Source organism: Pseudomonas sp. GX19020 (genome assembly GCF_023371075.1).
Classification (GTDB): domain Bacteria; phylum Pseudomonadota; class Alphaproteobacteria; order Rhodobacterales; family Rhodobacteraceae; genus Pseudogemmobacter.
On record NZ_JAMCCR010000001.1, the window covers coordinates 61449 to 85054 of the forward strand.

General features: G+C 63.2%; 23 protein-coding genes. 9 read left to right on the plus strand and 14 right to left on the minus strand.

Annotated features, from left to right (window positions below; genetic code table 11):
- Positions 1-78: 78 nt before the first annotated feature.
- The gene (locus M3484_RS00330; protein WP_092896854.1) at positions 79-867 is read right to left on the minus strand and encodes an inositol monophosphatase family protein; all 789 of its coding nucleotides are present in this window, start codon (positions 865-867) and stop codon (positions 79-81) included.
- A 180-nt stretch (positions 868-1047) separates the two neighbouring features.
- Between M3484_RS00330 and M3484_RS00335 the strand changes: the two genes are divergently transcribed.
- On the plus strand, positions 1048-1524 hold the full coding sequence (locus M3484_RS00335) for a DUF2867 domain-containing protein (RefSeq protein ID WP_249495291.1): 477 nt from the start codon (positions 1048-1050) through the stop codon (positions 1522-1524).
- A gap of 37 nt (positions 1525-1561) precedes the next feature.
- Here the strand turns inward: M3484_RS00335 and M3484_RS00340 are convergent, their stop codons facing one another.
- Both M3484_RS00340 and M3484_RS00345 read right to left on the minus strand, forming a co-directional pair.
- Positions 1562-2419 carry a L,D-transpeptidase gene (locus tag M3484_RS00340; protein ID WP_249495292.1) on the minus strand — a complete coding sequence of 286 codons (858 nt, stop codon included), beginning with the start codon at positions 2417-2419 and terminating at the stop codon, positions 1562-1564.
- A 152-nt stretch (positions 2420-2571) separates the two neighbouring features.
- Entirely contained in the window at positions 2572-3477 is a 906-nt protein-coding gene (locus tag M3484_RS00345; protein WP_249495293.1) for a LysR family transcriptional regulator, read from the minus strand.
- Positions 3478-3565: 88 nt separating this feature from the next.
- Here M3484_RS00345 and metF point away from each other — a divergent pair, with 88 nt between their 5' ends.
- Both metF and aroQ read left to right on the plus strand, forming a co-directional pair.
- The gene (gene metF / locus M3484_RS00350) at positions 3566-4435 is read left to right on the plus strand and encodes a methylenetetrahydrofolate reductase [NAD(P)H] (RefSeq protein ID WP_249495294.1); all 870 of its coding nucleotides are present in this window, start codon (positions 3566-3568) and stop codon (positions 4433-4435) included.
- A gap of 200 nt (positions 4436-4635) precedes the next feature.
- On the plus strand, positions 4636-5073 hold the full coding sequence (gene aroQ, locus M3484_RS00355; protein ID WP_249495295.1) for a type II 3-dehydroquinate dehydratase: 438 nt from the start codon (positions 4636-4638) through the stop codon (positions 5071-5073).
- 436 nt (positions 5074-5509) lie between these two features.
- Here aroQ and M3484_RS00360 read toward each other — a convergent pair whose 3' ends face one another.
- The 3 genes from M3484_RS00360 to M3484_RS00370 all read right to left on the minus strand — a co-directional run bounded on the left by M3484_RS00360 (position 5510) and on the right by M3484_RS00370 (position 7847).
- Entirely contained in the window at positions 5510-5764 is a 255-nt protein-coding gene (locus M3484_RS00360; protein WP_249495296.1) for a hypothetical protein, read from the minus strand.
- A gap of 408 nt (positions 5765-6172) precedes the next feature.
- Positions 6173-6439, minus strand: coding sequence for a YMGG-like glycine zipper-containing protein (locus tag M3484_RS00365; RefSeq protein ID WP_092896870.1), 267 nt, complete (start codon positions 6437-6439; stop codon positions 6173-6175).
- Positions 6440-6569: 130 nt separating this feature from the next.
- The gene (locus M3484_RS00370; RefSeq protein WP_092896873.1) at positions 6570-7847 is read right to left on the minus strand and encodes a 4-aminobutyrate--2-oxoglutarate transaminase; all 1278 of its coding nucleotides are present in this window, start codon (positions 7845-7847) and stop codon (positions 6570-6572) included.
- Positions 7848-8131: 284 nt separating this feature from the next.
- On the opposite strand from M3484_RS00370, the gene dprA reads away from it, so the two are divergent.
- Both dprA and topA read left to right on the plus strand, forming a co-directional pair.
- Complete coding sequence (gene dprA / locus M3484_RS00375; protein WP_249495297.1) at positions 8132-9349, plus strand: DNA-processing protein DprA; 1218 nt, start codon at positions 8132-8134, stop codon at positions 9347-9349.
- Between the two features lie 123 nt (positions 9350-9472).
- Positions 9473-12217 carry a type I DNA topoisomerase gene (gene topA, locus M3484_RS00380; protein WP_249495298.1) on the plus strand — a complete coding sequence of 915 codons (2745 nt, stop codon included), beginning with the start codon at positions 9473-9475 and terminating at the stop codon, positions 12215-12217.
- Between the two features lie 168 nt (positions 12218-12385).
- On the opposite strand, the gene tkt is transcribed toward topA, so the two are convergent.
- Positions 12386-14401 carry a transketolase gene (tkt, locus tag M3484_RS00385; RefSeq protein ID WP_249495299.1) on the minus strand — a complete coding sequence of 672 codons (2016 nt, stop codon included), beginning with the start codon at positions 14399-14401 and terminating at the stop codon, positions 12386-12388.
- Between the two features lie 223 nt (positions 14402-14624).
- Between tkt and M3484_RS00390 the strand changes: the two genes are divergently transcribed.
- Genes M3484_RS00390 through M3484_RS00400 form a run of 3 tightly spaced genes read left to right on the plus strand, consistent with a single transcriptional unit; the run spans position 14625 to position 16250 of the window.
- Positions 14625-15266: a hypothetical protein gene (locus M3484_RS00390; protein ID WP_249495300.1), complete on the plus strand. Its 642-nt coding sequence runs from the start codon at positions 14625-14627 to the stop codon at positions 15264-15266.
- On the plus strand, positions 15259-15903 hold the full coding sequence (locus tag M3484_RS00395; RefSeq protein ID WP_249495301.1) for a cell division protein ZapA: 645 nt from the start codon (positions 15259-15261) through the stop codon (positions 15901-15903). Before M3484_RS00390 ends, M3484_RS00395 begins: the two co-directional genes overlap by 8 nt.
- On the plus strand, positions 15900-16250 hold the full coding sequence (locus M3484_RS00400; RefSeq protein WP_249495302.1) for an MliC family protein: 351 nt from the start codon (positions 15900-15902) through the stop codon (positions 16248-16250). Before M3484_RS00395 ends, M3484_RS00400 begins: the two co-directional genes overlap by 4 nt.
- Before the next feature lie 109 nt (positions 16251-16359).
- On the opposite strand, the gene grxD is transcribed toward M3484_RS00400, so the two are convergent.
- The 6 genes from grxD to M3484_RS00430 form a co-directional block, all read right to left on the minus strand.
- On the minus strand, positions 16360-16719 hold the full coding sequence (gene grxD / locus M3484_RS00405; protein ID WP_092896892.1) for a Grx4 family monothiol glutaredoxin: 360 nt from the start codon (positions 16717-16719) through the stop codon (positions 16360-16362).
- 157 nt (positions 16720-16876) lie between these two features.
- Positions 16877-17119 carry a BolA/IbaG family iron-sulfur metabolism protein gene (locus tag M3484_RS00410; RefSeq protein ID WP_092896895.1) on the minus strand — a complete coding sequence of 81 codons (243 nt, stop codon included), beginning with the start codon at positions 17117-17119 and terminating at the stop codon, positions 16877-16879.
- A gap of 67 nt (positions 17120-17186) precedes the next feature.
- Entirely contained in the window at positions 17187-17687 is a 501-nt protein-coding gene (locus tag M3484_RS00415) for a GNAT family N-acetyltransferase (RefSeq protein WP_249495303.1), read from the minus strand.
- A gap of 1 nt (position 17688) precedes the next feature.
- Complete coding sequence (locus M3484_RS00420; RefSeq protein WP_249495304.1) at positions 17689-18111, minus strand: GNAT family N-acetyltransferase; 423 nt, start codon at positions 18109-18111, stop codon at positions 17689-17691.
- Positions 18112-18143: 32 nt separating this feature from the next.
- Positions 18144-20318 (minus strand): phosphoribosylformylglycinamidine synthase subunit PurL, encoded by a 2175-nt coding sequence (purL, locus tag M3484_RS00425; RefSeq protein ID WP_249495305.1) that lies wholly within the window; start codon positions 20316-20318, stop codon positions 18144-18146.
- Positions 20319-20950: 632 nt separating this feature from the next.
- Positions 20951-21844 carry a LysR family transcriptional regulator gene (locus tag M3484_RS00430; RefSeq protein ID WP_092901534.1) on the minus strand — a complete coding sequence of 298 codons (894 nt, stop codon included), beginning with the start codon at positions 21842-21844 and terminating at the stop codon, positions 20951-20953.
- Between the two features lie 213 nt (positions 21845-22057).
- Between M3484_RS00430 and murI the strand changes: the two genes are divergently transcribed.
- On the plus strand, positions 22058-22870 hold the full coding sequence (gene murI / locus M3484_RS00435) for a glutamate racemase (RefSeq protein WP_092896906.1): 813 nt from the start codon (positions 22058-22060) through the stop codon (positions 22868-22870).
- A gap of 61 nt (positions 22871-22931) precedes the next feature.
- On the opposite strand, the gene M3484_RS00440 is transcribed toward murI, so the two are convergent.
- The gene (locus M3484_RS00440; RefSeq protein WP_092896909.1) at positions 22932-23552 is read right to left on the minus strand and encodes a thiamine phosphate synthase; all 621 of its coding nucleotides are present in this window, start codon (positions 23550-23552) and stop codon (positions 22932-22934) included.
- Positions 23553-23606 lie beyond the last annotated feature (54 nt).

The following is a 23606-nucleotide window of genomic DNA, read 5'->3' on the forward strand; positions in this document are numbered from 1 at the left end:
CGACAATGGCCGCTTCACCGTGCCCCGGCAAGAGGCGGGATACGCCTCTGCGGGTGGATATGGCCCGGGTCGCGCGCCTCAGCCGCGCAACAGGCCTGCGAGCTGGTTGAAGATCTGGTCATTGGCCGCGATGACCGACCCGCTGTCGAGCGGATCCTGATTTTCGCGGATGCCTTCCACCAGACCGCCGGCCTCTTTGACCAGCAAAAGGCCCGCAGCCATATCCCAGGCCTTCAGCTCGCGCTGGAAACAGCCCTCATAGCGCCCGGCGGCGACCCAGGCGAGATCAAGTGCCGACGATCCGGACGAGCGCACGCCAGCGGTGCCGGGGCTGACCAGCGAGAGGTCTTTCATCGTCGCGGGCAGTGTTTTTTGTGCGCCATGCGGGACGCCGGTGACAAACAGCGATTCATGCAGGCTGCGCCGCCCCGAGACCCGCAGGCGGCGATTGTCATTCAGCCAGCAGCCCGAGCCTTTTTCGGCATAGAACATCTCGTCCTTCGGCGCGTCATAGACCACCGCCGAGACGATCTCGCCCTTATGTTCCAGCGCGATAGAGATCGACCAGTGCGGGATCCCGTGCAGGAAGTTATTGGTTCCGTCCAGCGGATCGACGATCCAGCGCCGCGTCGGGTCCTGGCCTTCGGTGCCGCCGGTTTCCTCGCCCAGCCAGCCGTAAGACGGGCGCGCGCCCATCAGGTCTTCCTTGATGATGCGCTCGGCCTCGCGATCGGCTTTCGAGACGAAATCGCCCGGACCTTTGGCGGAAACCTGGAGGTTCTCGACCTCGCGGAAGTCCTTGACCAGCGAGCGCGCAGCCTTGCGGGCGGCCTTGATCATAAGGTTCAGGTTGGCGCTTCCCTGCATGGGCGGACTCCGGGTCAGGCATTGGCTGGAACGGATGGGCCTTACAGGGAAAGACGCGGGAAGGAAAGGGCCGGAAGCAGCTCGCAGGCGCGGTCAGGGCCGGGAATTGCGACCTTTTGTGCTATGGCGCTGTGGCTGTCCTGGCCAAAGAATGGTTCAGGGACTGACGGCAGGGAAAAGATGCAGCCAGAGATCGTAACCCTTGCCGGGCGGGACAGGCTTTGGTTTTACGATTGCGCGCGGGCCGAACTGCCGGTCGCCCTCGGCGCGTTGGAGGTCTGGAACCTGATCATGACCGGGCCACAGCCGCTGATGCAGCTGGCCTTCCGGATCCGCGATGCAGTCTCCGCGCGGTTCGGCGTGCGGCGGATCGGCGGCTTTTCCGGCACAAGCCACGACAGGGTCGGGACGGGGGATCGGCTGGATTTCTTTCGGGTCGAACATGCCGGGCCGCATCTTCTGGTTCTGACCGACCGCGACCACCATCTCGATGTGATGACCTGTATCTCGACTGCGGGAAATATGGTGGCGATCACCTCATCGGTGATCACCCATAATCTTTATGGCCGGATCTATATGCTGCCGGTCGGCATCGCCCATCGGCTTATTGTGCGCAATATGCTCCGGCGATTGCGGCGCCGGCTGATGCGGCGCTGAACCCGCCGGCCGTCCTGCGAAAGTGTGGCGCCTGTGATCAGTCGAGGATCTCGACCTTCATCTTCGACTTGCCCTCTTGCTGCACCATCGCGAAGAGCACCTTCGCATTGGCGCGGCTGAGGCGCACGCAGCCCGCCGATGCCGGGCGGCCAAGCTTTGATTCCTGATCGGTGCCATGGATCGCATAATTGCCGCTGTAGAAAATCGAATAGGGCATCGGCGCGTTGTTATAGAGCGAGGATTTATGGTTCTTTGACAGCCATTGCGGCTTGAAGCTGCCTTTGGGCGTCACTTTGCCCTTCCGCGCGGTCGAGACCGGCCATTCATGAAGGATCTCGCCATTATACCGAACCTCCATCATCTGCCGCGAGATCGAGACGCGAACCTCAATGGTCTCACGCCGGAGTTCCTCGACAATTGCTGCCGCCCGGGTCACGCCCGAGGTCGCCGCCTCCAGCACGATTTCCACCGGTATGGCAGGGTTTTGCGGCAGCGAGGAAGATGCAAAGGGCTCTGACACCAGGGGTTCCACAGTGCCGGTCCAGGTGGTTCCGGTCTCGCTCGTTCCGGGTTCTGATGTGAGAGTGCCGGGCATCGGCGCTCCGCTCATCCCCTTGGCGCTTGCGGGCGGATCCAGGATCTGGGCTGTGTCTTCACCCGTGTCCAGCGTCGCGGCAGAAAGAATTTCCTCTGCGAGGGTGCCCGCCTGCTTCACCGGATCTTCGGTGCCCGGACCCGCGGTGATGATTTCGGGTTTTATGAATTTCGCGCCGGGGGCGGTAGCGGGGCTGCTGGCGGAGCTGTCGGTCGCCGCGCCGGGTTGGGTTTCTGCCTGCAGCGGAGCCGCGGCCAGGGCCAGGAAAAGCGCCAGAGCGGGCAAGAAATCTGCGCGCATAATACTCTCCGTCATCGTCAAATCGGAAAACAGGTGGTCATGGCTCAGCTTTTGGCGGGGCCGGAAAATAGTCAACGACGATTCGGTCAATGCCAGGTTATGAAATCCCGCCTTTTACAGCGAAAAGCCGCTTAGAACAGCAAAGTTGCAGTTCAGCCACGCTGCAGCCGCACCGCCTCGATCCGGGCAAGTCGCAGGAAATGCGCCATATAGGGGCGGGTGCTGTCCTCTTCGCGCGTGGCGGCATACATGCGTTTCAGAACCGGTTCCGGCCCCAGCGGACGGGTGACATAGTCGCTGGACCTGCGCACTTCGCGCATCACCCAGTCGGGCAGCACCGCCACACCCCGGTTCGATCCGACAAGCATCAGGATCACCGCCGTCAGCTCGGCCGTGCGATGGCCACGGGGTTCCACCTTGGCCGGAGTCAGGACTTCGGTGAAGAGATCGAGCCGGTCGCGGCTGACCGGATAGGTGATCACCACCTGATCACGGAAATCCTCGGCCTGGATGAACTCTTTCGCCGCGAGCGGGTTTTGCGACGAGGCCACGAAGGTCGGATGATAGTCGAAGAGCGGATTGAAGGTGATACCGTTTTGCGCGGCCGGGTCCGAGGTGATCACCAGATCGACCTCTTCACGATTGAGCGCCGGCATGGCATCAAAAGCGAGGCCCGCGCGGATATCGACATCCACCTCGGGCCAGGCGCGGCGGAACATTTCCAGCACCGGAAACAGCCAGTCATAGCAGGCATGGCATTCCAGCGTGATATGCAGCCGCCCTGACTTCCCCGATCTCAGGGCAATGAATTCCTCTTCCAGCGCGTCGATCTCGGGCAGGATACGATCTGCGAGTTTCAGCATCCGAAACCCTGCCGCCGAAAGCCGCATCGGTTTCGAACGCCGGACAAAGAGCTCCATCCCCGCCTGATCCTCAAGCCCCGCGACCTGATGCGACAGCGCCGATTGGGTCATGTTCATCATCTCGGCGGCGCGGGCGAGGCCGCCTGCGGTATGGATGGCGCGGATGGTGCGAAGGTGGCGGATCTCGATATACATGTGCCGTATTCATAAAGATGCTGAGGATTATGAATTTGTCTCACATTGGGGAATCTGCGACAAGGGGCTTGTTCACGGAGACCCGATCATGACGAAAACGCCGCGCATCTCGTTCGAGTTCTTCCCGCCGCAGGGGCTCGATGCCTCGTTCCGGCTTTGGGATACGGTGCAGGCGCTGGCACCGATGCAGCCGGAATTCGTTTCGGTTACCTATGGCGCGGGCGGCACGACGCGCAAGCTGACCCATGAGGCGGTCGGGATCATCCATCGCAATTACGGGCTGAATGTTGCCGCACATCTGACATGTGTCGATGCGTCGAAAGCCGAGACGATGGAGATCGTCGAGAGCTATTACGAGGCCGGGGTGCGCGAGATCGTGGCGCTGCGTGGCGATGCACCCAAAGGTGCGGCCGCCTGGGAAAAGCATCCCGAGGGTTTTGCGTCTTCGGTCGAGCTGGTCGAGGCGATTGCAAAGACCGGCAAGTTCAAAGTGCGGGTCGGTGCCTATCCGGAACCGCATCCCGACAGCGCCTCGACGCAAGCAGATGTCGATTTCCTCAGGCGCAAGATCGATGCCGGTGCGACTTCGGCCATGACCCAGTTCTTCTTTGAGGCGGATACGTTCTTCCGCTTCCGCGATGCCTGCGTGAAGGCGGGGATCACGGCGCCGGTCATTCCGGGGATCCTGCCGATCATTTCCTGGAACGGGGCGAAGAAATTCGCGAAACGCTGCGGGACGGATGTACCGGCGAAGCTTGACGAGGCCTTCACCCGCGCCAAACGTGACGGGCGTGAAGAGCTTTATGCGCTGGCGCAATGCACCCAGCTTTGCGACCGGCTGATCGAGGGCGGGGTTGAGGATCTGCATTTCTACACGCTGAACCGCCCGGAGCTGACGCGCGAAGTGGTGCGCGCGCTTGGAATCCAGCCGCAGCTGGTTCTGGAAAACGTCGCCTGAGGGCGAGCGAAGGCAGTGCTGCATCCGGATAAAGACCGCTTGCAGCCTGAAGCCATCTCCCTGGCGGTTCCGTTCCCTCGCTGCGGCGAGAAGGACGGGGCCGCATTTTTTATTGTCGCGAGGGGGGTGCACCGGCTGCCCGGGCTCGGCTATCTTCGGGCGGTGAGCGGGGCCTGAAGGGCCGATGACGGGGAAATGAGATGGTAAAACAGGTCATGCTTCTGAACGGGCCGAACCTGAACCTGCTGGGCAAGCGCCAGCCGGAGATCTACGGGCATGAGACGCTCGCCGATATCGAGGCAATGGTGGCCCGGCTGGCGGAGGCGTTCGGGTTCGGGCTGGTGGCGCATCAGTCGAACCATGAGGGCGCGCTGGTGGATCATATCCATGAGGCGCGGGACAGCTCCGTTGCGATCATCATCAATCCCGGCGCCTATTCGCATACTTCGGTGGCCATCCTCGATGCGCTGAACGCATTCGAGGGGGTGGTGATCGAGGTGCATATCTCGAACATCCACAAACGCGAGGCGTTCCGCCATCATTCCTTCGTCTCGGCGCGCGCCGATGGGGTTATCGCGGGCTGCGGCACCGAAGGCTATGCTTTTGCGCTGCGTCGCATTGCGACGCTGATCGGCTGAAGCCGGATCGCCCGGGCGAAGCGTTTCCTTTCAAAGGAAACGCGCCGATTTCTTTGAAGAAATCGTCCGCCTCTGGTCAGGCGCGTGATGGCAAGGACGTGGCGCGCGCTTTGGCCAGGGAGGCCAGATCAGGCGCGCGAGCACCGCTTTGACGCCGTCACACGGCGAGAAGGCGCCGCAATACAAGATCGCCTGCGTCTGCGAGAAATCCGGCATCCAGGCCATGACCTGATTGGCGCCCGGGTAAAATGTCCCGATGCCCCCGATCACCGGGGGCGGGCAGGGAAGACCAGTCAGGTAACGTGCTGCATCAGCCCCCGCAACGTCGCTGTGAAGGGGAGCCAGGCGGCGCGGGATCAGGCCCGCGAGGTCTTGCCCGGCCAGGGCGCAGTTTCCACCTTCACGGGCACAACACGAATGGCGAGCGTGAGGGCGATCATGAGCCGCCTCGGCGGCAGGGGCGGTGCAAACGGTGCGCGACGTGCCCGAACGCCGCAAGCATTTCGGAAAGCCGCGTGGTCATCGTCACCAGATTGGCCGCCGCCACGCGGGTCAGCGTAGGTAGGGCGATCAGCAGGTCATGGCCGGGCCGTCCGTTCCACCATCTGAACACCAGCAAAGCCGCGGGTTTGGCATCCGTCGGGAGCCTGTGCCAGGGCGCGTCAAGCGGCGAGGTCAGGCCACCATCCACATGCAGGCCTCGCGGCGTCTGATCCCTTGCCGGGAACGCGCGAAGGCCAGCGCTTCGGTGACGATTGGGAATTGGATCCGATGGTCCGGGGTCAGGAACAGGATGCAGGTCACCGAAAGTGCGGTGCGGGGGGCTTATACCTAGCTATGCCGCCGACGCTGACCGAACCGCTTTGTGCCGCGATCAGACTGGCAAGAAGCCGGTCTTGCCCGAACCGTTGCGGCCGATGATGGCAACTCCCCGCGCTGACAGGTTCAGGTCCGGGCCTGCCGGGATGCTGCGTCCCGATGAACCCGCGCAGCCCCGGCGACAGATCGCTCCGGGGCTGGGTTGGAACAGGGCGGCCGGCAAACCGAACGGCATCCGACGAGCGCATGCGTTGTCGAAACCGGCAGATGCGCCTCAGGGTCAGCAGGCTGCGACGTAGCGCTGGCCGGCCGAGTTGCGGTAATAGCACTGACCTTTGGTCGAGGTCTGGCCGAGATAGGTGCCTGCAGCTGCGCCAAGAGCCGCACCGATCAGCGCGCCTTTGCCCATATCGTCGCCCGAAGACAGAGCGGCGCCTGCGGCTGCGCCGGCGACGCCGCCAAGCACGGTGTTCTGGGTAGGCGTGGTCTCGACACAGGCGGAAAGCGCCAGGCCGGAGAGCGAGAGAGCAAGGACGATCGCTTTCATGACAACCTCATATGGTTCGCTCCGCAGAGCTTTGGAGAGCTTTGGTTTTGGGCCGCGCGGTAAACGCGGCCCGATGCCAAAAGGTTCCCTGACTGCGAAGCCTCAGTCAATTACCACTTTCTGACAGCGTTCAACCCTGGCGGGCTGCCGCTACCGAGGCTTCAAGAATCCCGAGCGCTTCGGTGAAATGCGCCTCGGCGATCGTCAGCGGCGCAAGGAAGCGCACCACATTGCCGTAGACGCCACAGCTGAGCAGAATCAGCCCGCGCTTCAGCGCCTCGGCGATGATGCGTTTCACGATATCGCCATCGGGTTCGGTGGTGCCGGGTTTGCCGAATTCGGCCGCGATCATGAAGCCGGGGCCGCGGATGTCGATGATCTCGGGCGTGGTGGCGCGGATCTCTTCCAGCTTCTGCTTCAGACGCGAGCCGAGCTCGGTGGCGCGGGCATTCAGGCCCTCTTCCTCAACCACATCAAGAACCGCATTTGCCGCCGCCACCGAAAGCGGGTTGCCGGCATAGGTGCCGCCAAGGCCGCCGGGCTGGCTTGCATCCATCAGGTCAGCGCGCCCGGTCACAGCCGAGATCGGGAAGCCGCCGCCAAGACCCTTGGCCATGGTGGTCAGGTCTGCCGCCACGCCATGTGCTTCCATCGCGAACAGCGCGCCGGTGCGACCGATGCCGGTCTGAACCTCATCGGCGATCAGCACGATGCCATGCTGGTCGCAAAGGGCACGCAGGGCTTTGATCAGATCGGTCGGCAGCGGATAGAAGCCGCCTTCGCCCTGGACAGGCTCGAATATGATTGCGGCGACGCGCTCGGGGTCGACATCGTTTTTGAAGAGCTTGGTGATGCCGTCAAGCGTGTCTTTGGTGGTGATGCCATGGATCTCCTGCGGGCAGGGAACGTGGAAGACATCGGGCATCATCGCGCCGAAGCCCTTTTTATAGGGCTCGACCTTGCCGGTCAGGGTCATGCCCATGAAGGTCCGACCATGGAAGGCGCCGCCAAGGGCGATCACCGCATTGCGGCCGGTGGCGCGGCGCGCAATCTTGATTGCGTTTTCAACGGCTTCGGCGCCGGTGGTGACGAAGATCGTCTTCTTCTTGAAATCACCCGGGACTGCCTCGTTCAGGCGCTCGGCCAGACGGATATAGTTTTCATAGGGCAGAACCTGGTGGCAGGTATGGGTGAACCGGTCGAGCTGATCCTTGACCGCCGCGATCACTTTCGGGTGGCGGTGCCCGGTATTGACGACCGCAATCCCTGCGGCAAAGTCGATATAGCGGTTGCCCTCGATATCCCAGACTTCGGCGTTTTCGGCGCGGTCGGCATAGATCTGCGTCGACATGCCGACGCCTCTGGAAATGGCATCTTCGCGGCGTTTGGCGACTTCGGCGTTTTTCATGGCAGGCTCCTCTGGGCACCGGGCGGCGCGCGCGCGGCAATGGCAGCGGCGGCTGTACGACCGTCGCTTTCTTGCGCGTATTCGACCAGATCGCCGGGCGCGGATCAATGAAAGCCATGAGGCCAGATCGGCGCATTCCTTCGCGCCAGTATGACCAGATCAGGGAGGGCGCCCATGATTGCAGCGAATTTTACGGGTTCTCTGCGAAAACGCCGGAAATTCGCGCCGTCGGGCGTAAATCTTCAGCTTTCATTAACCAGGTGCCGCCAATCTCGGATCTGCGAATGAGGCGAGGTGACATGGCGGACGGTCAGCTTTCGAACCCCACACACCCCACCCCACCCCGTACGGAGGAGGAACGTCTTACGGTTCTTCGTCTCATTCGTTCCCGCAGGGTCGGCGCGGTCACCTTTCACCGGCTGATCCTGGAACACGGCTCCGCTGCCGCAGCACTGGCCGCTTTGCCGGCGATTGCCCGTGCGGCCGGGGTCCAGGACTATGAATGCTGTCCCGAAGGCGTTGCCAGGGCGGAACTCGCGGCCGGGCGCAGTCTCGGGGCGCGACCGCTTTTCCATGGTGATCCGGATTACCCAGATTTGCTGGCCGCGACCGATGACGCGCCGCCCGTCCTGTGGATGCAGGGCAATGCCACCCTGTTGCGGCGGCCACTTGTCGCGATCATCGGCGCGCGCAATGCGTCTTCTCTTGGTGTCCGCATGGCGCGCAGGCTGGCCAGGGATCTTGGCGAGGCAGGGTTCTGCACCGTATCGGGCCTTGCGCGCGGCATTGATGCCGAGGTGCATCTCGCAACGCTTGCGACCGGCACCATCGCTGTGCAGGCCGGTGGTGTCGAGGTGATCTACCCGCAGGAGAATGCCGGTCTCGCGGCGGATATCGCCCGCCAGGGGCTGCGGATCTCGGAACAGCCGCCGGGGCTTCAGCCGCATGCACGGCATTTCCCGCTCAGAAACCGCATCGTGGCAGGGATGGCCCGGGCGGTGCTGGTGGTCGAGGCGGCGGCGCGGTCCGGCTCACTGATCACGGCCCGGATCGCGCTGGATCTCGGGCGCGAGGTTCTGGCGGTGCCTGGCCACCCGTTTGATGCGCGCTCGGGTGGCTGCAATCATCTGATCCGGGATGGTGCGGCTTTGTTGCGGGATGCGGGGGATGTGTTCGAGGCGCTTGGAACCGGCAGCGATATGCCGGACCTGACCCGACAGGCGGCAAGGCCTCTGACGGGGACGGCTGCGACAAAGCTGCCCGAACGTGATCCGAAGATCGGGGCGCCCGGGCCCGAAAAACCGGCTCGTCCCAGCGTTCTCAGCGAGACCGTCCGGCTGCATGGCATGATCCTCGACCGGCTTGGCCCCAGCCCTCTGGCCGAAGACCAGCTGATGCGTGATCTTTCGCTGTCCAGCGCGGCGCTGGTGCCGGAATTGCTGACACTCGAACTGGAGGGGCGGATCCAGCGGCAGCCCGGCGGGCTTTTGTCGCGACGCTGAGGTGATGCAACAGTCCGGGACCCGCCAGGCGATTGTCAGCGTCACAGTTGACAATTGCCCCTGTTACACCACATCTGGGACCGCCCATATTGCCTGTGTAGAATACGTTCCGGAAAGGGATTCATGCCTGTCGTCGTTGTAGAATCTCCTGCCAAGGCCAAGACTATCAACAAATATCTTGGGCCGGACTATATCGTTCTCGCCTCTTATGGCCATGTTCGCGACCTGCCGCCCAAGGATGGGTCGGTCGATACCGAACACGATTTCGCGATGAAATGGGAGGTGGCGCCCGAGAGCAAGAAGCATGTCCGTGCTATTGCCGAGGCGCTGAAAACCGATGACGCGCTGATTCTGGCCACCGACCCTGATCGTGAGGGTGAGGCGATTTCCTGGCATCTGAAAGAGGCGCTCGCCTCTTCGCTGAAAAAGGGCAAGACGGTCAGCCGGGTGACCTTTAACGCCATCACCAAAGATGCGGTGACCAAGGCGATGAAGGAACCGCGCGAGGTCGATGAGCCGCTGGTCCATGCCTATCTGGCGCGGCGCGCGCTGGATTATCTGGTCGGCTTCACCCTGTCGCCGGTGTTGTGGCGCAAGCTTCCCGGCGCGAAATCGGCGGGCCGCGTGCAATCGGTCTGTCTGCGCCTCATCGTCGAGCGCGAGATGGAGATCGAAGCTTTCAAGGCGCGCGAATACTGGACAGTCAGGGCGATCCTGACCACGCCGCGCGGCCAGGAATTCGAGGCGTCGCTGGTCACGCTGGCTGGCGCAAAGCTGCAGAAATTCGACATTCCCACGCTGGCCGCCGCCGAGATGGCGGTACATGCGGTCACCTCGCGCCAGTTCACCGTGGCGGGCGTCGAGAGCAAACCCGCGAGCCGCAATCCCTGGCCGCCCTTCATGACCTCGACCCTGCAGCAAGAGGCCAGCCGCAAATTCGGCATGGGGGCGAAGCAATGTATGAACGCGGCGCAGCGCCTCTACGAGGCAGGCTATATCACCTATATGCGGACCGACGGCATCGATATGGCGCCCGAGGCGGTGATGGCGACGCGCTCCGAGATCGGCCGGCGGTTCGGTGACGCTTATGTACCGAAAAGCCCGCGCATGTATAAGAACAAGGCGAAAAATGCCCAGGAGGCGCATGAATGTATCCGCCCGACCGATATGTCGGTGGATCCGTCAAAGCTGCGCGTCGAGGAGGACCAGCGCCGCCTCTATGACCTGATCTGGAAACGCACCATCGCGAGCCAGATGGAAGCCGCCCGGATGGAGCGGACCGTGGTCGAAATCACCTCGCCCGATGGTCAGGTCGGTCTGCGCGCCAATGGTCAGGTCGTGTTGTTCGACGGCTTCCTCAAGGTCTATGACCAGGGCCGTGACGAGGAAGAAGATGACGAGGGCCGCCTGCCGCAGATCATGCAGGGCGAGGCGGTAAAACCGGCCCCCGGGGCGCTGAAAGAGGCGTTTTCCAAAGCAGCCGCGCGGGCTGCGGGCGATAAGGAAGAGCGCATCGCTTCGGCGGTTCTGGGCGAGGGCGGCGCGGTTCTGGCCTCGCAAAGCTTCACCCAGCCGCCCGCCCGCTATACCGAGGCGACACTGGTCAAGCGGATGGAGGAACTCGGGATCGGGCGCCCCTCGACCTATGCCTCGATCCTGACGACGATTGTTGACCGCGAATATGTCCGCAAGGACAAGAACCGGCTGATCCCCGAAGATAAGGGGCGGCTGGTGACGGCCTTCCTGTCGAATTTCTTCCACCGCTATGTCGAATATGATTTCACCGCCGCGCTGGAAGGCGAGCTGGATGACGTCTCGGCGGGCGAGCGGGATTACAAGGATGTGCTGGCACGGTTCTGGCGTGATTTCTCGGCCGCGGTGGCGGAAACGGCAGATCTCCGGATCGGCGAGGTTCTGGATAAGCTTGATGAATTCCTTGCGCCGCATCTTTACCCGCCCCGCGCAGACGGATCTGATCCGCGTATCTGCCCGACCTGCGGCACTGGCCGTCTGCATCTGAAAACCGCGCGTTCGGGCGGGGCCTTTATCGGCTGCGGCAATTATCCGGAATGCCGTTACACGCGGCCCATCGCCGGCGATGCGGAATCGGCGGCCTCGGATGGGCGGATCCTCGGTCAGGATGATCAGGGCAACGAGATCTCCCTGCGGGCAGGGCGCTTCGGCCCCTATGTCCAGCGCGGTGAAGCGACCGAGGCGCAGCCGAAGCCTGACCGCTCCAGCCTGCCCAAGGGCTGGACCCCGGACACACTGACGCTGGAACGCGCGTTGCAGCTTCTGTCGCTGCCGCGCCAGATCGGGGCGCATCCGGAAGATGGCGAGGCGGTGGAAACCAATCTCGGCCGGTTCGGCCCCTATGTGAAACATGGCAAGACCTATGCCAATCTCGCCGATGCCGAAGAGGTGTTCAGCCTTGGCATGAACCGCGCGGTGGAACTGCTGGCGCAGAAAAAACTGCGCGGGCCGGGCGCGCGCGGCGCAGCAGCGCAGCCGCTGAAATCGCTGGGCGAGCATCCTGATGGCGGCGAGATCCAGGTGATGCCCGGGCGCTACGGGCCTTATATCAAATGGGAAAAGGTCAATGCGACACTGCCCAAAGACATCGCGCCCGAGGCGGTGACGCTGGAAGAGGCGCTTGCTCTGGTGGCTGAGAAGGCCGCGAAATCTCCGGCGAAGAAGGCGAAAAAGGCCCCCGCCAGGGCGGCAACGGCCAAACCTGCGGCAAAGAAAGCGCCCGCGAAAAAGGCTCCGGCAAAGAAAGCTGCGGCTGAGGGAGTGGCGGCACCTGCGGTTAAGAAAACCGCTGCGAAAAAGCCAGCTGTGAAGAAGGCGGCTGCGTCAGAGGCCTGACCGGCTCTCTGTGCGGTTCCCGGCCCGACTGGCCGATCAAAACGGGCGGGGGATTTCCTCCGCCTTTTTCTTTGCGTGATCGGGTGGCAGGAGGCGGGGAGGAAACCGGAGGTCCAAAGAAAAAGGGCGGCCCGCAAGGCCGCCCTTTTGTCATTCTGTCCGCGCCGCTCAGAGCAGCGCTTTGACCTTTGCCACAGTGGCTTCGGCGGTGATGCCGAATTCTTTGTAAAGACGGTCGTAGGGGGCCGAGGCGCCGAAGGAGGACATGCCGACGAAATCGGCCTTGGCTTCCTTGCCGCGCTCGCCCAGCAGCCAGCGATCCCAGCCCTGACGCACACCGGCCTCGATGCCGACGCGCACCGGACCTGCCGGCAGCACCTTTTTGCGCCAGGCTTCGTCCTGCTGCGCGAAAAGCTCCATCGAGGGCAGCGAGACCACGCGGGTGCCGATGCCTTCGGCCTGCAGCAGGTCACGGGCCTTCATCGCAATCTCGACCTCGGAGCCGGTGGCGATCAGGATCGCCTGACGCTTGCCCTCGGCTTCGGCCAGAATATAGCCGCCTTTGGCGGTCATGTTCTGGTTGGTATGGGTCTTGCGCACGGCGATCAGGTTCTGCCGCGACAGCGCCATGACCGAAGGCGTGGTTTTCTGGGTGAAAGCGATTTCCCAGGCTTCGGCCACTTCGGTCAGATCGGCCGGGCGGAATACCAGCGTGTTCGGGGTCGAGCGCGAGATCGCCAGATGCTCGACCGGCTGGTGGGTCGGGCCATCTTCGCCAAGGCCGATCGAGTCATGGGTCATGACATAAACGACCGGCAGACCCATCAGCGCCGAGAGGCGCATCGCGGGGCGGGCATAGTCGGTGAAGGCCATGAAAGTGCCCGAATAGGGCCGGACGCCGCCATGCAGCGCCATGCCGTTCATCGCCGAGGACATGCCGTGCTCGCGGATGCCCCAATACATGTAACGGCCCTTGCGGCTGTCCACGTCAAAGGCGCCCAGATCGGCGGTTTTGGTGTTGTTCGAGCCGGTCAGGTCAGCAGAGCCGCCGAAGGTCTCGGTCAGGATCGGGTTGATGACGTTCAGAACCTGCTCCGACGCCGAACGGGTCGCGAGTTTCGGCTGGGTCTCTGCGGCCTGTTTCTTAAGCGCACGGATGGCGCCTGCGAGTTTCGCCGGGACATCCAGCGCGAAGCTGCGCTCGAATTCGGCTTTTTTGCCGGTGGGAAGGGCCGCGAGACGGGTTTCCCATTCTGCGCGGGCGCTCGCACCCGGCTTGCCCAGCGATTCCCACCAGGTCTTGATCTCTGCCGGGATGGTGAAGGGAGCAGCGGTCCAGCCGTAAGCGGCTTTTGCGGCTTCGAGCTGCGCCTTGTCGGTCAGCGCACCATGGCCTTTCGACGTGTCCTGCGCGGCATGACCAAGCGCGATATGGGTCTTGCAGTCGATCAGCGCCGGGCGCGGGCTGGCCTTGGCTGCGGTAATCGCGCGGTCGATATCTTCCGGGTCATGGCCGTCGCAATGGAACACATCCCAGCCCGAAGCGGCAAAGCGCGCGCGCTGGTCGGTCACGTCCGAGAGCGACACTTTGCCGTCGATGGTGATGTCGTTATTGTCCCAGAGCACGATCAGGCGCGACAGTTTCTGGCGACCGGCAATGCCGATGGCCTCCTGGCTGACACCTTCCATCAGGCAGCCGTCACCGGCGATGACATAGGTGTAATGGTCCTGGATTTTCGCGCCGTATTTGGCACGCAGGTGTTCCTCGGCCATGGCGAAGCCGACGGAATTCGCGATGCCCTGACCCAGCGGGCCGGTGGTGGTTTCGACGCCCGAGACATGGCCATATTCCGGGTGACCGGCGGTGATGGCGCCCCATTGGCGGAAGTTCTTGATCTGATCCAGCGTCACATCGGCATAGCCGGTGAGGTAGAGCAGCGAATAGATCAGCATCGAGCCGTGTCCGGCCGACAGGATAAAACGGTCGCGGTCGGCCCAGCGGGGCGCGGTCGGATCGAATTTCAGATGCTTTGAGAAGAGCACCGTTGCGACATCGGCCATGCCGATCGGCATGCCGGAATGGCCTGAATTGGCGGCTGCCACCGCGTCGAGCGTCAGCGTGCGGATGGCGGCGGCGCGCATCCAGTGATCGGGGTGACGGGCGCGAAGGGCTGCGATGTCCACTTGGGTGATCCTCTGCGATGATAGCGGAAACAGGAAGCGGCATAGTCCCGCCCAGGCCCAAGATCAAGCGGCGAGGCAGCTCTGATGGCAAGCCGCTGGCCGGAAAGGGGAAATAAGCGCGGCGATGCGGCGCCCAAAACGCGTTAAACTGAGGTGAAGGGGTTTCGCCTGCGATTCGTGCAGGCTATCCTTGCAGCAAGACCAAAAGCCGGTGAGGGCGGGTATGCAGGAAATTGTCGAGTTCGAGCGTCGTATTTCATCGGCCTTGCGGCGGATAGAGGTCGGGTTTTCCGCCATCGACGCCGCGCGGGCAAACGGGGCGGAGCAGCTGGCGCTGGCCGAAGAACGGGCCAGAGAGGCCGAAGCGGCACGGCTCCGGGCCGAAATGGCGCGTGATGCCCAGACGGCGCGGGCCGCCGGGGCGGTCGAGGCTGCGGAACGCGCGGGGCGTCAGGCCGCGGATGAGATTCGCGCCGCCAGAGCCGAGGCACGGGCCGAGTTCGAGGCCCTGGGCGGGCGCGAGGAGCCCACCCTTGTCAGAATGCGCGAACGCCTCGCCGAGGCGCGTGAACGCGAGGCCGCGCTCAGGGCCGCTTATGAAGAGCAACTGGCCGCGCTTACCGAACAGCTTGATGCCCAGGGGCTGGAGCTGGCGCGGATGACGCGCAGCGCGGCGACGCTGCGCGAGGAACTGCGCCGGATCACCGAGGCCTCGGCAGCGGGGCTGGTGGATGCGGCAGCGGTGAACCGGGCGATGCTGACGGAGCTTGATGCGCTGCGGGCGAGCCGGCTGGCCGAGATGGCCGAACTAGACGGGATCGCCACCGCATTGAGCATGCAGATCGGGGAGGCGGAACATGCCTGATATCGAGGTGATGATCGGCGGGCGCGGTTTTATGGTGTCCTGCCAGCCGGGAGAGGAACATTTCCTGCGCTCGGCTGCGGCGCAGCTGGATGTCGAGGCACAGCCCCTGGTGGCGTCGATGGGGCGGCTGCCGGAAACGAAGATGTTGCTGATGGCGGGGCTGATGCTCGCTGACCGGACGGCGGCGCAGGAAGAGGAAATGCGCGAGCTGCGGGCGAAGCTTTCGATGCTGGAGGACCGGCCGGAGCCGGAGGCCAAGCGTATCGAGGTGCCGGTGATCCCGCCACAGGTGCCGCTGACCTTCGCCGAACTTGCCGCCCGGGCCGAAGCCCTGGCCGAGCGGGTCGGTGAGAAAGCCACAGAGACGCAGCGCAGCGCCGTGGCCGATTCAGGGCAGGGCACGCTGAAAAAGGCACCGGCCAAATCGGGCGCGATCCTGCAGGCAGAGGATGCGAAGCCCGAAGGCGATCTGGTCAATGCCGTGGGGCGCGGTCCCAACCTGTCGCCTGTGCCGGACTATGACCCGGAAGGCGACCTGCCGAACGTCTTTGCCCGGCCGGATACCGATCCGGAAGAGCCGGCGCCCGGTGACCAGTCAGACCCTGCAGATGCCCCCCCCCGGAGGACGGAAGAATGAGAAACGGATCTGTCGCAGCTGCGGCTCTTTTTGCCACGACCCTGATCGCCACTATGGCCCAGGCCGAGGCGCAGGACAGCACGTTCCAGACCACCCGCTACCTGTGTGAGCGCGGCGTGGAAGTGCCGGTCACCTATGTGAATGCGCCGGATCTGTCGCTGGCTGTGCTGAATGTCGAAGGGACACAGATCACGCTGGAGATCGAAACCTCTGCCTCCGGTGCCCGCTATGGCTGGCCCTCGGATGGGGCGCATTACATCTGGTGGACAAAGGGCGAAACCGCCTTCCTGATGTGGTCGGAAGGTGGTGAGGAAAAGACCATCCTCGACGGCTGCCAGCAGCAATAAAGCAAATCGCCCGGGCTGCTGCTCCGGGCGGTTGCCAGAAGCCGAAATCTTCAAAGATTTCGGCACGGTTCCTTTGAAAGGAACCGGCGCGGGTGGGACGCGCGCGCCCTCAGCCGTTGGCTTCGCGGATCTTGTCAGCGGCTTCCTTGTTAAAGCTGACGCCGTTCTTCTCGAACAGCGCATCCAGCTCGCCCGAAAGCGTCATCTCGGTCACGATATCGCAGCCGCCGACGAATTCGCCTTTGACGTAAAGCTGCGGGATGGTCGGCCAGTCGGAGAAATCCTTGATCCCCTGACGGATTTCCGCATCGGCCAGCACATTCACATCGGCAAAGTCGACGCCCATGTAATTCAGCACCCCCGCGACGCGGCTGGAAAAGCCACATTGCGGCATGGTCTTGGTGCCCTTCATGAACAGCACCACAGCGTTTTTCTCGACGGTTTCGCGGATCTGATCCTGCGCGCTCATTTCAGTTTCCTCTCGGCTCGCCAGTGCTCGGCCCGGCGTTTATGCGGCGTAGCTGCCGCCATGTTTCAGAAAGCCCTGCAACTGCCGCAGCACCCGGCAAGGGGAAGCAGCGCGGAAAGTGCCGCCGGACCCTGCAGAGACGCTCCGGCATATATGCTCATTCCGGTGCCTTGGTGGTCAGTGCCAGGGCATGCAATTCTCCATGCGCCCCGTCCATCTTGCCCTTCAGGCTGGCATAGACGGCGCGCTGCTGCTGCACGCGGTTCATATCGCGGAAGCTCTCGTCGATCACTTCTGCCGCCCAGTGATTTCCGTCTCCCGCGAGATCGGTGATGGTGATCTTTGCCTCGGGGAAGGTCTCCCGGATCAGGGCCTCAATATCCTTGCCTTCCATTGGCATCGGGCTGCTCCTTGCTCATTCGCTGAAAGATGTAAGCTCTGGTTGCAGGGGCTGCAAGGGAGATGGCTCAGCGCGCCTCTTGCCAGTCACTGCGCAGCAGGCCGAAAAGATGCAGATCGACATTGCGCCCGACATCCGGGCGATACCAGTGTTCGCGCTGCACGCCCTCGCGCCGGAAGCCGAGCTTTTCATAAAGCGCCATCGCGCGCGGGTTCTCGCCCGAGGCATCAAGCCAGAGGCGGCGCGCCTGCAGCCTGTCGAACCCATAGCGGATCAGCTGACCGACAAAGGCGCGACCGCGCCCGCCGCCGGTCACGGCCAGCGCGAGGCGGCGCAGTTCTGTCCTTCCTGAAGGATCGCCGATCTCGCAAAAGAGGGCATAGCCGATCGCGGTGCCATTCTCTTCGGCGATCAGCAGACGGGAATCGGGTGCGGTGACATAGGCCGCCAAAGCGGCCTCGTCCTCGTCGGTGATGAAAGCGCGGTTTTCGGGGCGCTGCGCGAGGGCGCGGATAAAGGCGAAATCGTTGGCGGTGGCCAGTCTCAGATCGATTGGATGCAGATCCATCTCAGCCCCTTATCCTCTGCCATTCCGGCGCCAACATCGAGAACGCATGACAATCGACCCAGATGCCGCCCCGCTTCCAGCATTGCCGCATATTGCCCTCGAAGGTGAAGCCCGCACGCCGCATCGCTGTCATGCCGGCAGCATTGTCGAACACCACGTCACACATCAGACGATGCGCGCCCAGCTCGTCGAACACCACCGCCAGCATGTCCCGGATCAGTTTTTGCCCCTGGCCCGGACCATCGACCGCGAAATTGTCGAGATACCAGACCTGGTCATAAAGCATATGCAATGTCGCAAAGCCCGCGAAACCCTGGTCCTCACGGATCAGGATCTCGCAATCTTCGGCCTCCAGCATCTCTTGCAGCTGTTCGATGCCCTTATCCATCAGGGCAGAAGGGTGGGCCTTGATCAGGAGGTCCACCCGGGCAAGATCATCCGCTGTTGCGCGCCGGATCACAGACCCACAGCAGTGGCAAAGGCACTGCGATACAGTTCCGAAAGCCCGGCGAGGGAGGCGCTGTCCTGGCCGAACGTCACCTTGTCGCCGCCGAAAGCGCCGATCCGGGTGACTGCAACGCCCGCGGTGATGGCTGCGGCCTCAATCTCAGCCGCAGCACTTTCGCGGACTGCGAGCAGATAGCGCGCCTGATCCTCGCCAAAGAGCGCCGAGATGTCGCCCGGGATCAGGGTGATGCCGGTGCCGGCCGCTTCTGCCATTTCAAAAGCCGCCAGCGCCAGGCCGCCATCGCTGAGATCAGAGGCTGCGGTGATCGATTTGCGATGGGCGCGGACGAAATCGCCGTTTTTCTTTTCTGCGGCCAGGTCGACCGGCGGCGCATCGCCGCGCTCATCTCCAAAGGCTTCTGCGATCAGGGCGGACTGGCCGAGATGGCCAAAGCTTTCGCCAATCAGCAGCGCCACGTCACCGGCTTGCGGCTTGCCGTTGATCAGATCATCAAGCGAGGCGAGGATCCCCACCGCGCCGATCGTCGGCGTCGGCAGGATGCCCGAGCCATCGGTCTCGTTGTAAAGCGACACGTTGCCCGAAACGATCGGCATGTCGAGCGCCGAAACCGCCTCGCCGATGCCTTTGATGGCACCGACGAATTGCCCCATGATTTCAGGCTTTTCGGGGTTGCCGAAGTTCATATTGTCGGTGGTCGCCAGCGGCAATGCGCCCATGGCGGTCAGGTTGCGATAGGCCTCGGCCACCGCCTGTTTGCCACCTTCGAACGGGTTCGCCCTGACATAGCGCGGCGTCACATCCGAGGTGAAAGCCAGCGCCTTGGTCGTGCCATGCACGCGCACGACGCCTGCGGGCAGGCCCGGGGTGACGACGGTATCGGCGCCGACCTGGCTGTCATACTGCTCAAACACCCAGCCCTTATGAGCGTAGTTCGGGCTCGACAGCAGCACTTTCAGCCCGTCGATTGCCCCGATCTGGGGCACTGCGCCCAGCGGTTCGGCTTTCGGCGTTTCGACCCAGGGGCGGTTATATTCCGGCGCGCTCGATGACAGCTTTGACAGCTGGATATCTGCCTTGATCTCATTGCCGTGCAGGATCAGGAAGCGGTCTTCCGGGATCGTCTCGCCCACGATGGCGAAATCGAGATCCCATTTCACAAAGATCGCGCGGGCGACATCTTCCAGCTCGGGGTTCAGAACCATGAGCATCCGCTCCTGGCTTTCCGAGAGCATCATCTCATAGGCGGTCATATTGGCTTCGCGCTGCGGCACCTGATCAAGCTGCAGTTTGATCCCGAGGCCACCCTTGTCGCCCATCTCGACCGCAGAACAGGTGAGGCCTGCGGCCCCCATATCCTGGATCGAGATCACGGCGCCGGTCTGCATCAGCTCAAGGCAGGCTTCCAGCAGGCGCTTTTCGGTGAAGGGGTCGCCGACCTGAACGGTGGGGCGTTTTTCCTCGATCGTGTCGTCGAATTCGGCGGAGGCCATGGTCGCGCCGCCAACGCCGTCACGGCCGGTCTTTGCGCCAAGGTAGACCACCGGCATGCCGACACCGCTCGCCGCCGAGTAGAAGATCTTGTCGGTATCGGCGAGGCCGGCCGCGAAAGCGTTCACGAGGCAGTTGCCATTATAGGATTTGTGGAAGCGCACTTCGCCGCCCACGGTCGGCACGCCGAAAGCGTTGCCATAGGACCCCACGCCCTCGACCACGCCTTTCACCAGATGTGCGGTCTTGTGATGCGAGGGCAGGCCGAACGACAGCGCATTCATCGCAGCGATGGGCCGCGCGCCCATGGTGAAGACGTCGCGCAGGATACCGCCGACGCCGGTCGCGGCGCCCTGATGCGGCTCGATGTAAGAGGGGTGGTTGTGGCTTTCCATCTTGAAGATGACCGCCTGACCATCGCCGATATCCACCACGCCCGCATTCTCGCCAGGGCCGCAGATCACCTGCGGGCCGGTCGTAGGCAGGGTGCGCAGCCAGACCTTCGACGACTTGTAGGAGCAATGCTCGTTCCACATCGCCGAAAAGATGCCCAGTTCGGTGAAAGTGGGCGCGCGGCCGAGGATCTCCAGCAGGCGCGTATATTCGTCGGGTTTGATCCCATGCGAGGCGATGAGCTCCGGGGTGATTGCGGGGTCGCGTGCGGCGTCTGACATGATCGGGCCTCCGGGTCTGCAGCTCTGGTCTGGTCGGGCCTGCTGCGGCACTTCTGCGGCAATGCAGGAAATCTGCGCGCGTCTTATTGCATGACGCGCGCCTGGGGAAGGGCTCTGCCCGGTTTGCGGCAGGAATAGGCGTCAGGATAATGCGCAGATGCGACAAAGGCGCCGCCGGTACGCGCAGCCTTGCCGCTGTTGGTGTGATTCCCGGCGTTTCTGCGCGTGCAGCGGCCTGTTGGCACAAAGCAAAAAAAAAAGGCCGAGCAAAGCTCGGCCCAAGTCCAACAGGGAGGTATGAGGCCGATCAGGTTGCCCCGATCCGTGCCTCGTAGCCTGATTTATGGGCTGTTTGCGAATTATGCAAGTGCAGCAATGTCGCAGTCCGGGCAATGCAGCCATGCGCTCTCCGCATGGCTGCGTCTTCGCCTTGTTTGCGGTAACGCCGCAACGCAGATTCCGGTCTCATCCGAAACCCGGCAGGGAGCGGCACTGGCCGGCCCGTCCCCTCGGAACTGCCATCGTGGGCCTGTCAGCACCCACTCAGGAATGAGGGCTGTGCTGCACAGGAGATGGCAGAGGGAACGGGTGCGGCCGCAGGGCGAAAGTGGTCCGGGCCCCGGCGAGGCGTCTCAGCTGCCGTGACTGCGGCGGAAGGTCGAGATCTCTTCCGTCACGAAGTCGCGGAAGGCGGCCACGCGTTTTGAGTGCCGCAGTTCTTCGGGATAGGCGAGGAAGACCGGCACTTCGCCCGATTCGATGTCTTCCAGCACCCGCACCAGATGCGGGTTTTCCTCGGTCGTGTAATCGGGCAGCACACCGATGCCGAGATGGTTGATCACGCCCTGCTGCACACCGAAATAGTTGTTCACATGCAGCGTCGAGGGGATGTCATATGCCATGATCTCCTGCACCAGCCGCGCGCCTGCCGCCACCTGGGGGGTGCCGGGATGCTGGCAGATCAGGCGGTGCTGGCTGAGATCGGCCATGGTTTTCGGCGTGCCGTTGCGGGCGAGATAATCCGGCGTCGCGTAAAGGCGCATGCGGATATTCATCAGCCGGCGACGGATCAGATCGGCCTGGCTGGGTTCTTTCATGCGGATTGCCACATCGGCCTCGCGCATCGGCAGGTCGAGGACACGTTCTTCGAGCATGAGGTCAATCTTGAGCGCCGGGAATTTGTCGTAAAGCCGCGCGAGACGTGGGGCGAGCCAGAGCGTGCCAAACCCCATCGTCGTGGTGACGCGCAATTCGCCAAAGACCTCATCCTCGCTGTCGCGGATTCGGGCTGCGGCGGCATCGAGCCGTTTTGCCATGGCCTGGGTGGCTTCGAACAGAAGCTCGCCCTGTTCGGTCAGGATAAGGCCGCGCGCATGACGGTGGAACAGCGTCACGTCGAGGCTTTCCTCAAGTGCGCGGATCTGCCGGCTGACGGCGGATTGCGACAGATGCAGCACCTCGCCCGCATGGGTGAGGCTGCCTTTGTCGGCCACCGCGTGAAAAATCCTCAGCTTATCCCAGTCCATCTGTCTGCCCTGTTCCATCGGGTCGGGACAGTAGCACAAGCTATGCGCCGGGGGAAAACCTGATCACGCATTTTTGCTGTGACGACAGGGATTTGGCAGGAAAGTCACGGATGCCCCGACGGCAGGCCCTTTCACGGTGTATCTGTTGCGCCTATGATTGCAGCATAAGGCGGTGAACCCGTCAGATTTTCCACCCGGTGAGAGGGCAGGCAGATGGCAGTTGGCGTTTTTGATTCGGGTTTGGGCGGGCTGACGGTGCTGGATGCGGTCTCGCGCCGTCTTCCGGAAGTGCCCTTTGTCTATTTCGGCGACAATGCCCATGCGCCTTATGGCGTGCGCACCGCCGATGACATTTACAACCTGACCTGTGCGGCAGTGGAACGGCTCTGGGCCGAGGGCTGCGATCTTGTGATCCTCGCCTGTAACACGGCGTCAGCTGCGGCTTTGCGGCGGATGCAGGAAACCTGGCTGCCGTCTGACAAGCGGGTGCTCGGTGTGTTCGTTCCGCTGATCGAGGCGCTGACCGAACGGCAATGGGGCGACAATTCGCCGCCGCGCGAGGTTGCGGTGAAACATGTGGCGCTGTTTGCGACGCCTGCAACGGTGTCCTCGCGCGCCTTCCAGCGCGAACTGGCGTTTCGCGCGATCGGGGTCGATGTCGAGGCGCAGCCCTGCGGCGGTGTGGTCGATGCGATCGAACAGGGTGATGAGATCCTTGCCGAAGCACTTGTGCGCAGCCATGTCGAGGCGTTGAAGCGCCGGATGCCGCAGCCCGAGGCCGCGATCCTTGGCTGCACGCATTACCCTTTGATGGAAAAGACCTTTCAGGAGGCTCTGGGCGAGGGGGTCAGGGTTTACAGCCAGGCGAGGCTGGTGGCCGAAAGCCTGAGCGACTACCTCGAGCGGCGGCCGGAAATGCTTGGACCGGGCACCGTGTCGAAGTTTCTGACCACCGGCGACCCGGTCTCGGTTTCGGCCCATGCGACACAGTTCCTGCGGCGCGGCATCAAATTCGAAAAAGCCTGAAACAGTCGGGAAGATCATGGCGGCGACGGCCGGAGAGGTCGTCGCGCGCGGAGAGAAGGTCTCAGCCCAACGGTGCGATCAGCGTTTTCAGCGCCGCGAGCGGGTCTTCGGCGCGCCAGATCTCTTCGCCAATCGCGAAATGGTCGGTGACGGGGGCGAAACGGGTGATCAGCGCGGGCGTCAGCGCGCCTTCGGCGATCACCGGCACTTCGATCACTTCTGACCACCATTCGAACAGGTCCCAGTCGACCTGGCTGCCATCGCCGAGACCGGTTTCACCGACCGGGCCAAAGGCCACGTAATCGGCACCGGCTTCGGCGGCATTCATCCCCTCATGGCGGGTGATGCCGCAATGGGCGCCGATGATCGCATCCTGGCCGAGATCTTTGCGCGCCTTTCTGACCGAACGCGCGCCATCGGTGAGATGCACGCCGTCCAGACCGTGACGCTCGACCAGCAGCAGGTGGTTGTCGATCACCACCGCCACGTCGCGCTGATGCGCGATATCGCGGCAGATATCGGCGGCGAGACCCTGGTCATCGATGTTTTTCGTGGCCAGCGAGATGCGCAGACAGGCGATTTCCACCGCATCAAGCACCCGCGCCAGCTGGTCCGGGAACAGATCGGTCTGGAAGCTCGGGGGGGTGATCAGATTGATCTGCGGGCGGTCATCTGCGGCCATAATCAAAGGCTCCGTAACTGTGTCGGGCGGATTTAGCAGCGTTTGCGGGCTTTG

What these genes read in the sequence shown, in the direction of transcription:
- purL (WP_249495305.1), bottom strand. Translation starts at nt 20,318, where the DNA reads ATGTCAGACGCCGCACGCGACCCCGCAATCACCCCGGAGCTCATCGCC.
- M3484_RS00370 (WP_092896873.1), bottom strand. Translation starts at nt 7,847, where the DNA reads ATGAAAAACGCCGAAGTCGCCAAACGCCGCGAAGATGCCATTTCCAGA.
- M3484_RS00430 (WP_092901534.1), bottom strand. Translation starts at nt 21,844, where the DNA reads ATGGACTGGGATAAGCTGAGGATTTTTCACGCGGTGGCCGACAAAGGC.
- M3484_RS00365 (WP_092896870.1), bottom strand. Translation starts at nt 6,439, where the DNA reads ATGAAAGCGATCGTCCTTGCTCTCTCGCTCTCCGGCCTGGCGCTTTCC.
- murI (WP_092896906.1), top strand. Translation starts at nt 22,058, where the DNA reads ATGGCAGTTGGCGTTTTTGATTCGGGTTTGGGCGGGCTGACGGTGCTG.
- M3484_RS00400 (WP_249495302.1), top strand. Translation starts at nt 15,900, where the DNA reads ATGAGAAACGGATCTGTCGCAGCTGCGGCTCTTTTTGCCACGACCCTG.
- dprA (WP_249495297.1), top strand. Translation starts at nt 8,132, where the DNA reads ATGAGGCGAGGTGACATGGCGGACGGTCAGCTTTCGAACCCCACACAC.
- metF (WP_249495294.1), top strand. Translation starts at nt 3,566, where the DNA reads ATGACGAAAACGCCGCGCATCTCGTTCGAGTTCTTCCCGCCGCAGGGG.
- M3484_RS00415 (WP_249495303.1), bottom strand. Translation starts at nt 17,687, where the DNA reads ATGGATCTGCATCCAATCGATCTGAGACTGGCCACCGCCAACGATTTC.
- M3484_RS00440 (WP_092896909.1), bottom strand. Translation starts at nt 23,552, where the DNA reads ATGGCCGCAGATGACCGCCCGCAGATCAATCTGATCACCCCCCCGAGC.
- M3484_RS00340 (WP_249495292.1), bottom strand. Translation starts at nt 2,419, where the DNA reads ATGCGCGCAGATTTCTTGCCCGCTCTGGCGCTTTTCCTGGCCCTGGCC.
- M3484_RS00330 (WP_092896854.1), bottom strand. Translation starts at nt 867, where the DNA reads ATGCAGGGAAGCGCCAACCTGAACCTTATGATCAAGGCCGCCCGCAAG.
- M3484_RS00335 (WP_249495291.1), top strand. Translation starts at nt 1,048, where the DNA reads ATGCAGCCAGAGATCGTAACCCTTGCCGGGCGGGACAGGCTTTGGTTT.
- aroQ (WP_249495295.1), top strand. Translation starts at nt 4,636, where the DNA reads ATGGTAAAACAGGTCATGCTTCTGAACGGGCCGAACCTGAACCTGCTG.
- M3484_RS00390 (WP_249495300.1), top strand. Translation starts at nt 14,625, where the DNA reads ATGCAGGAAATTGTCGAGTTCGAGCGTCGTATTTCATCGGCCTTGCGG.
- topA (WP_249495298.1), top strand. Translation starts at nt 9,473, where the DNA reads ATGCCTGTCGTCGTTGTAGAATCTCCTGCCAAGGCCAAGACTATCAAC.
- M3484_RS00395 (WP_249495301.1), top strand. Translation starts at nt 15,259, where the DNA reads ATGCCTGATATCGAGGTGATGATCGGCGGGCGCGGTTTTATGGTGTCC.
- grxD (WP_092896892.1), bottom strand. Translation starts at nt 16,719, where the DNA reads ATGAGCGCGCAGGATCAGATCCGCGAAACCGTCGAGAAAAACGCTGTG.
- M3484_RS00410 (WP_092896895.1), bottom strand. Translation starts at nt 17,119, where the DNA reads ATGCCAATGGAAGGCAAGGATATTGAGGCCCTGATCCGGGAGACCTTC.
- M3484_RS00345 (WP_249495293.1), bottom strand. Translation starts at nt 3,477, where the DNA reads ATGTATATCGAGATCCGCCACCTTCGCACCATCCGCGCCATCCATACC.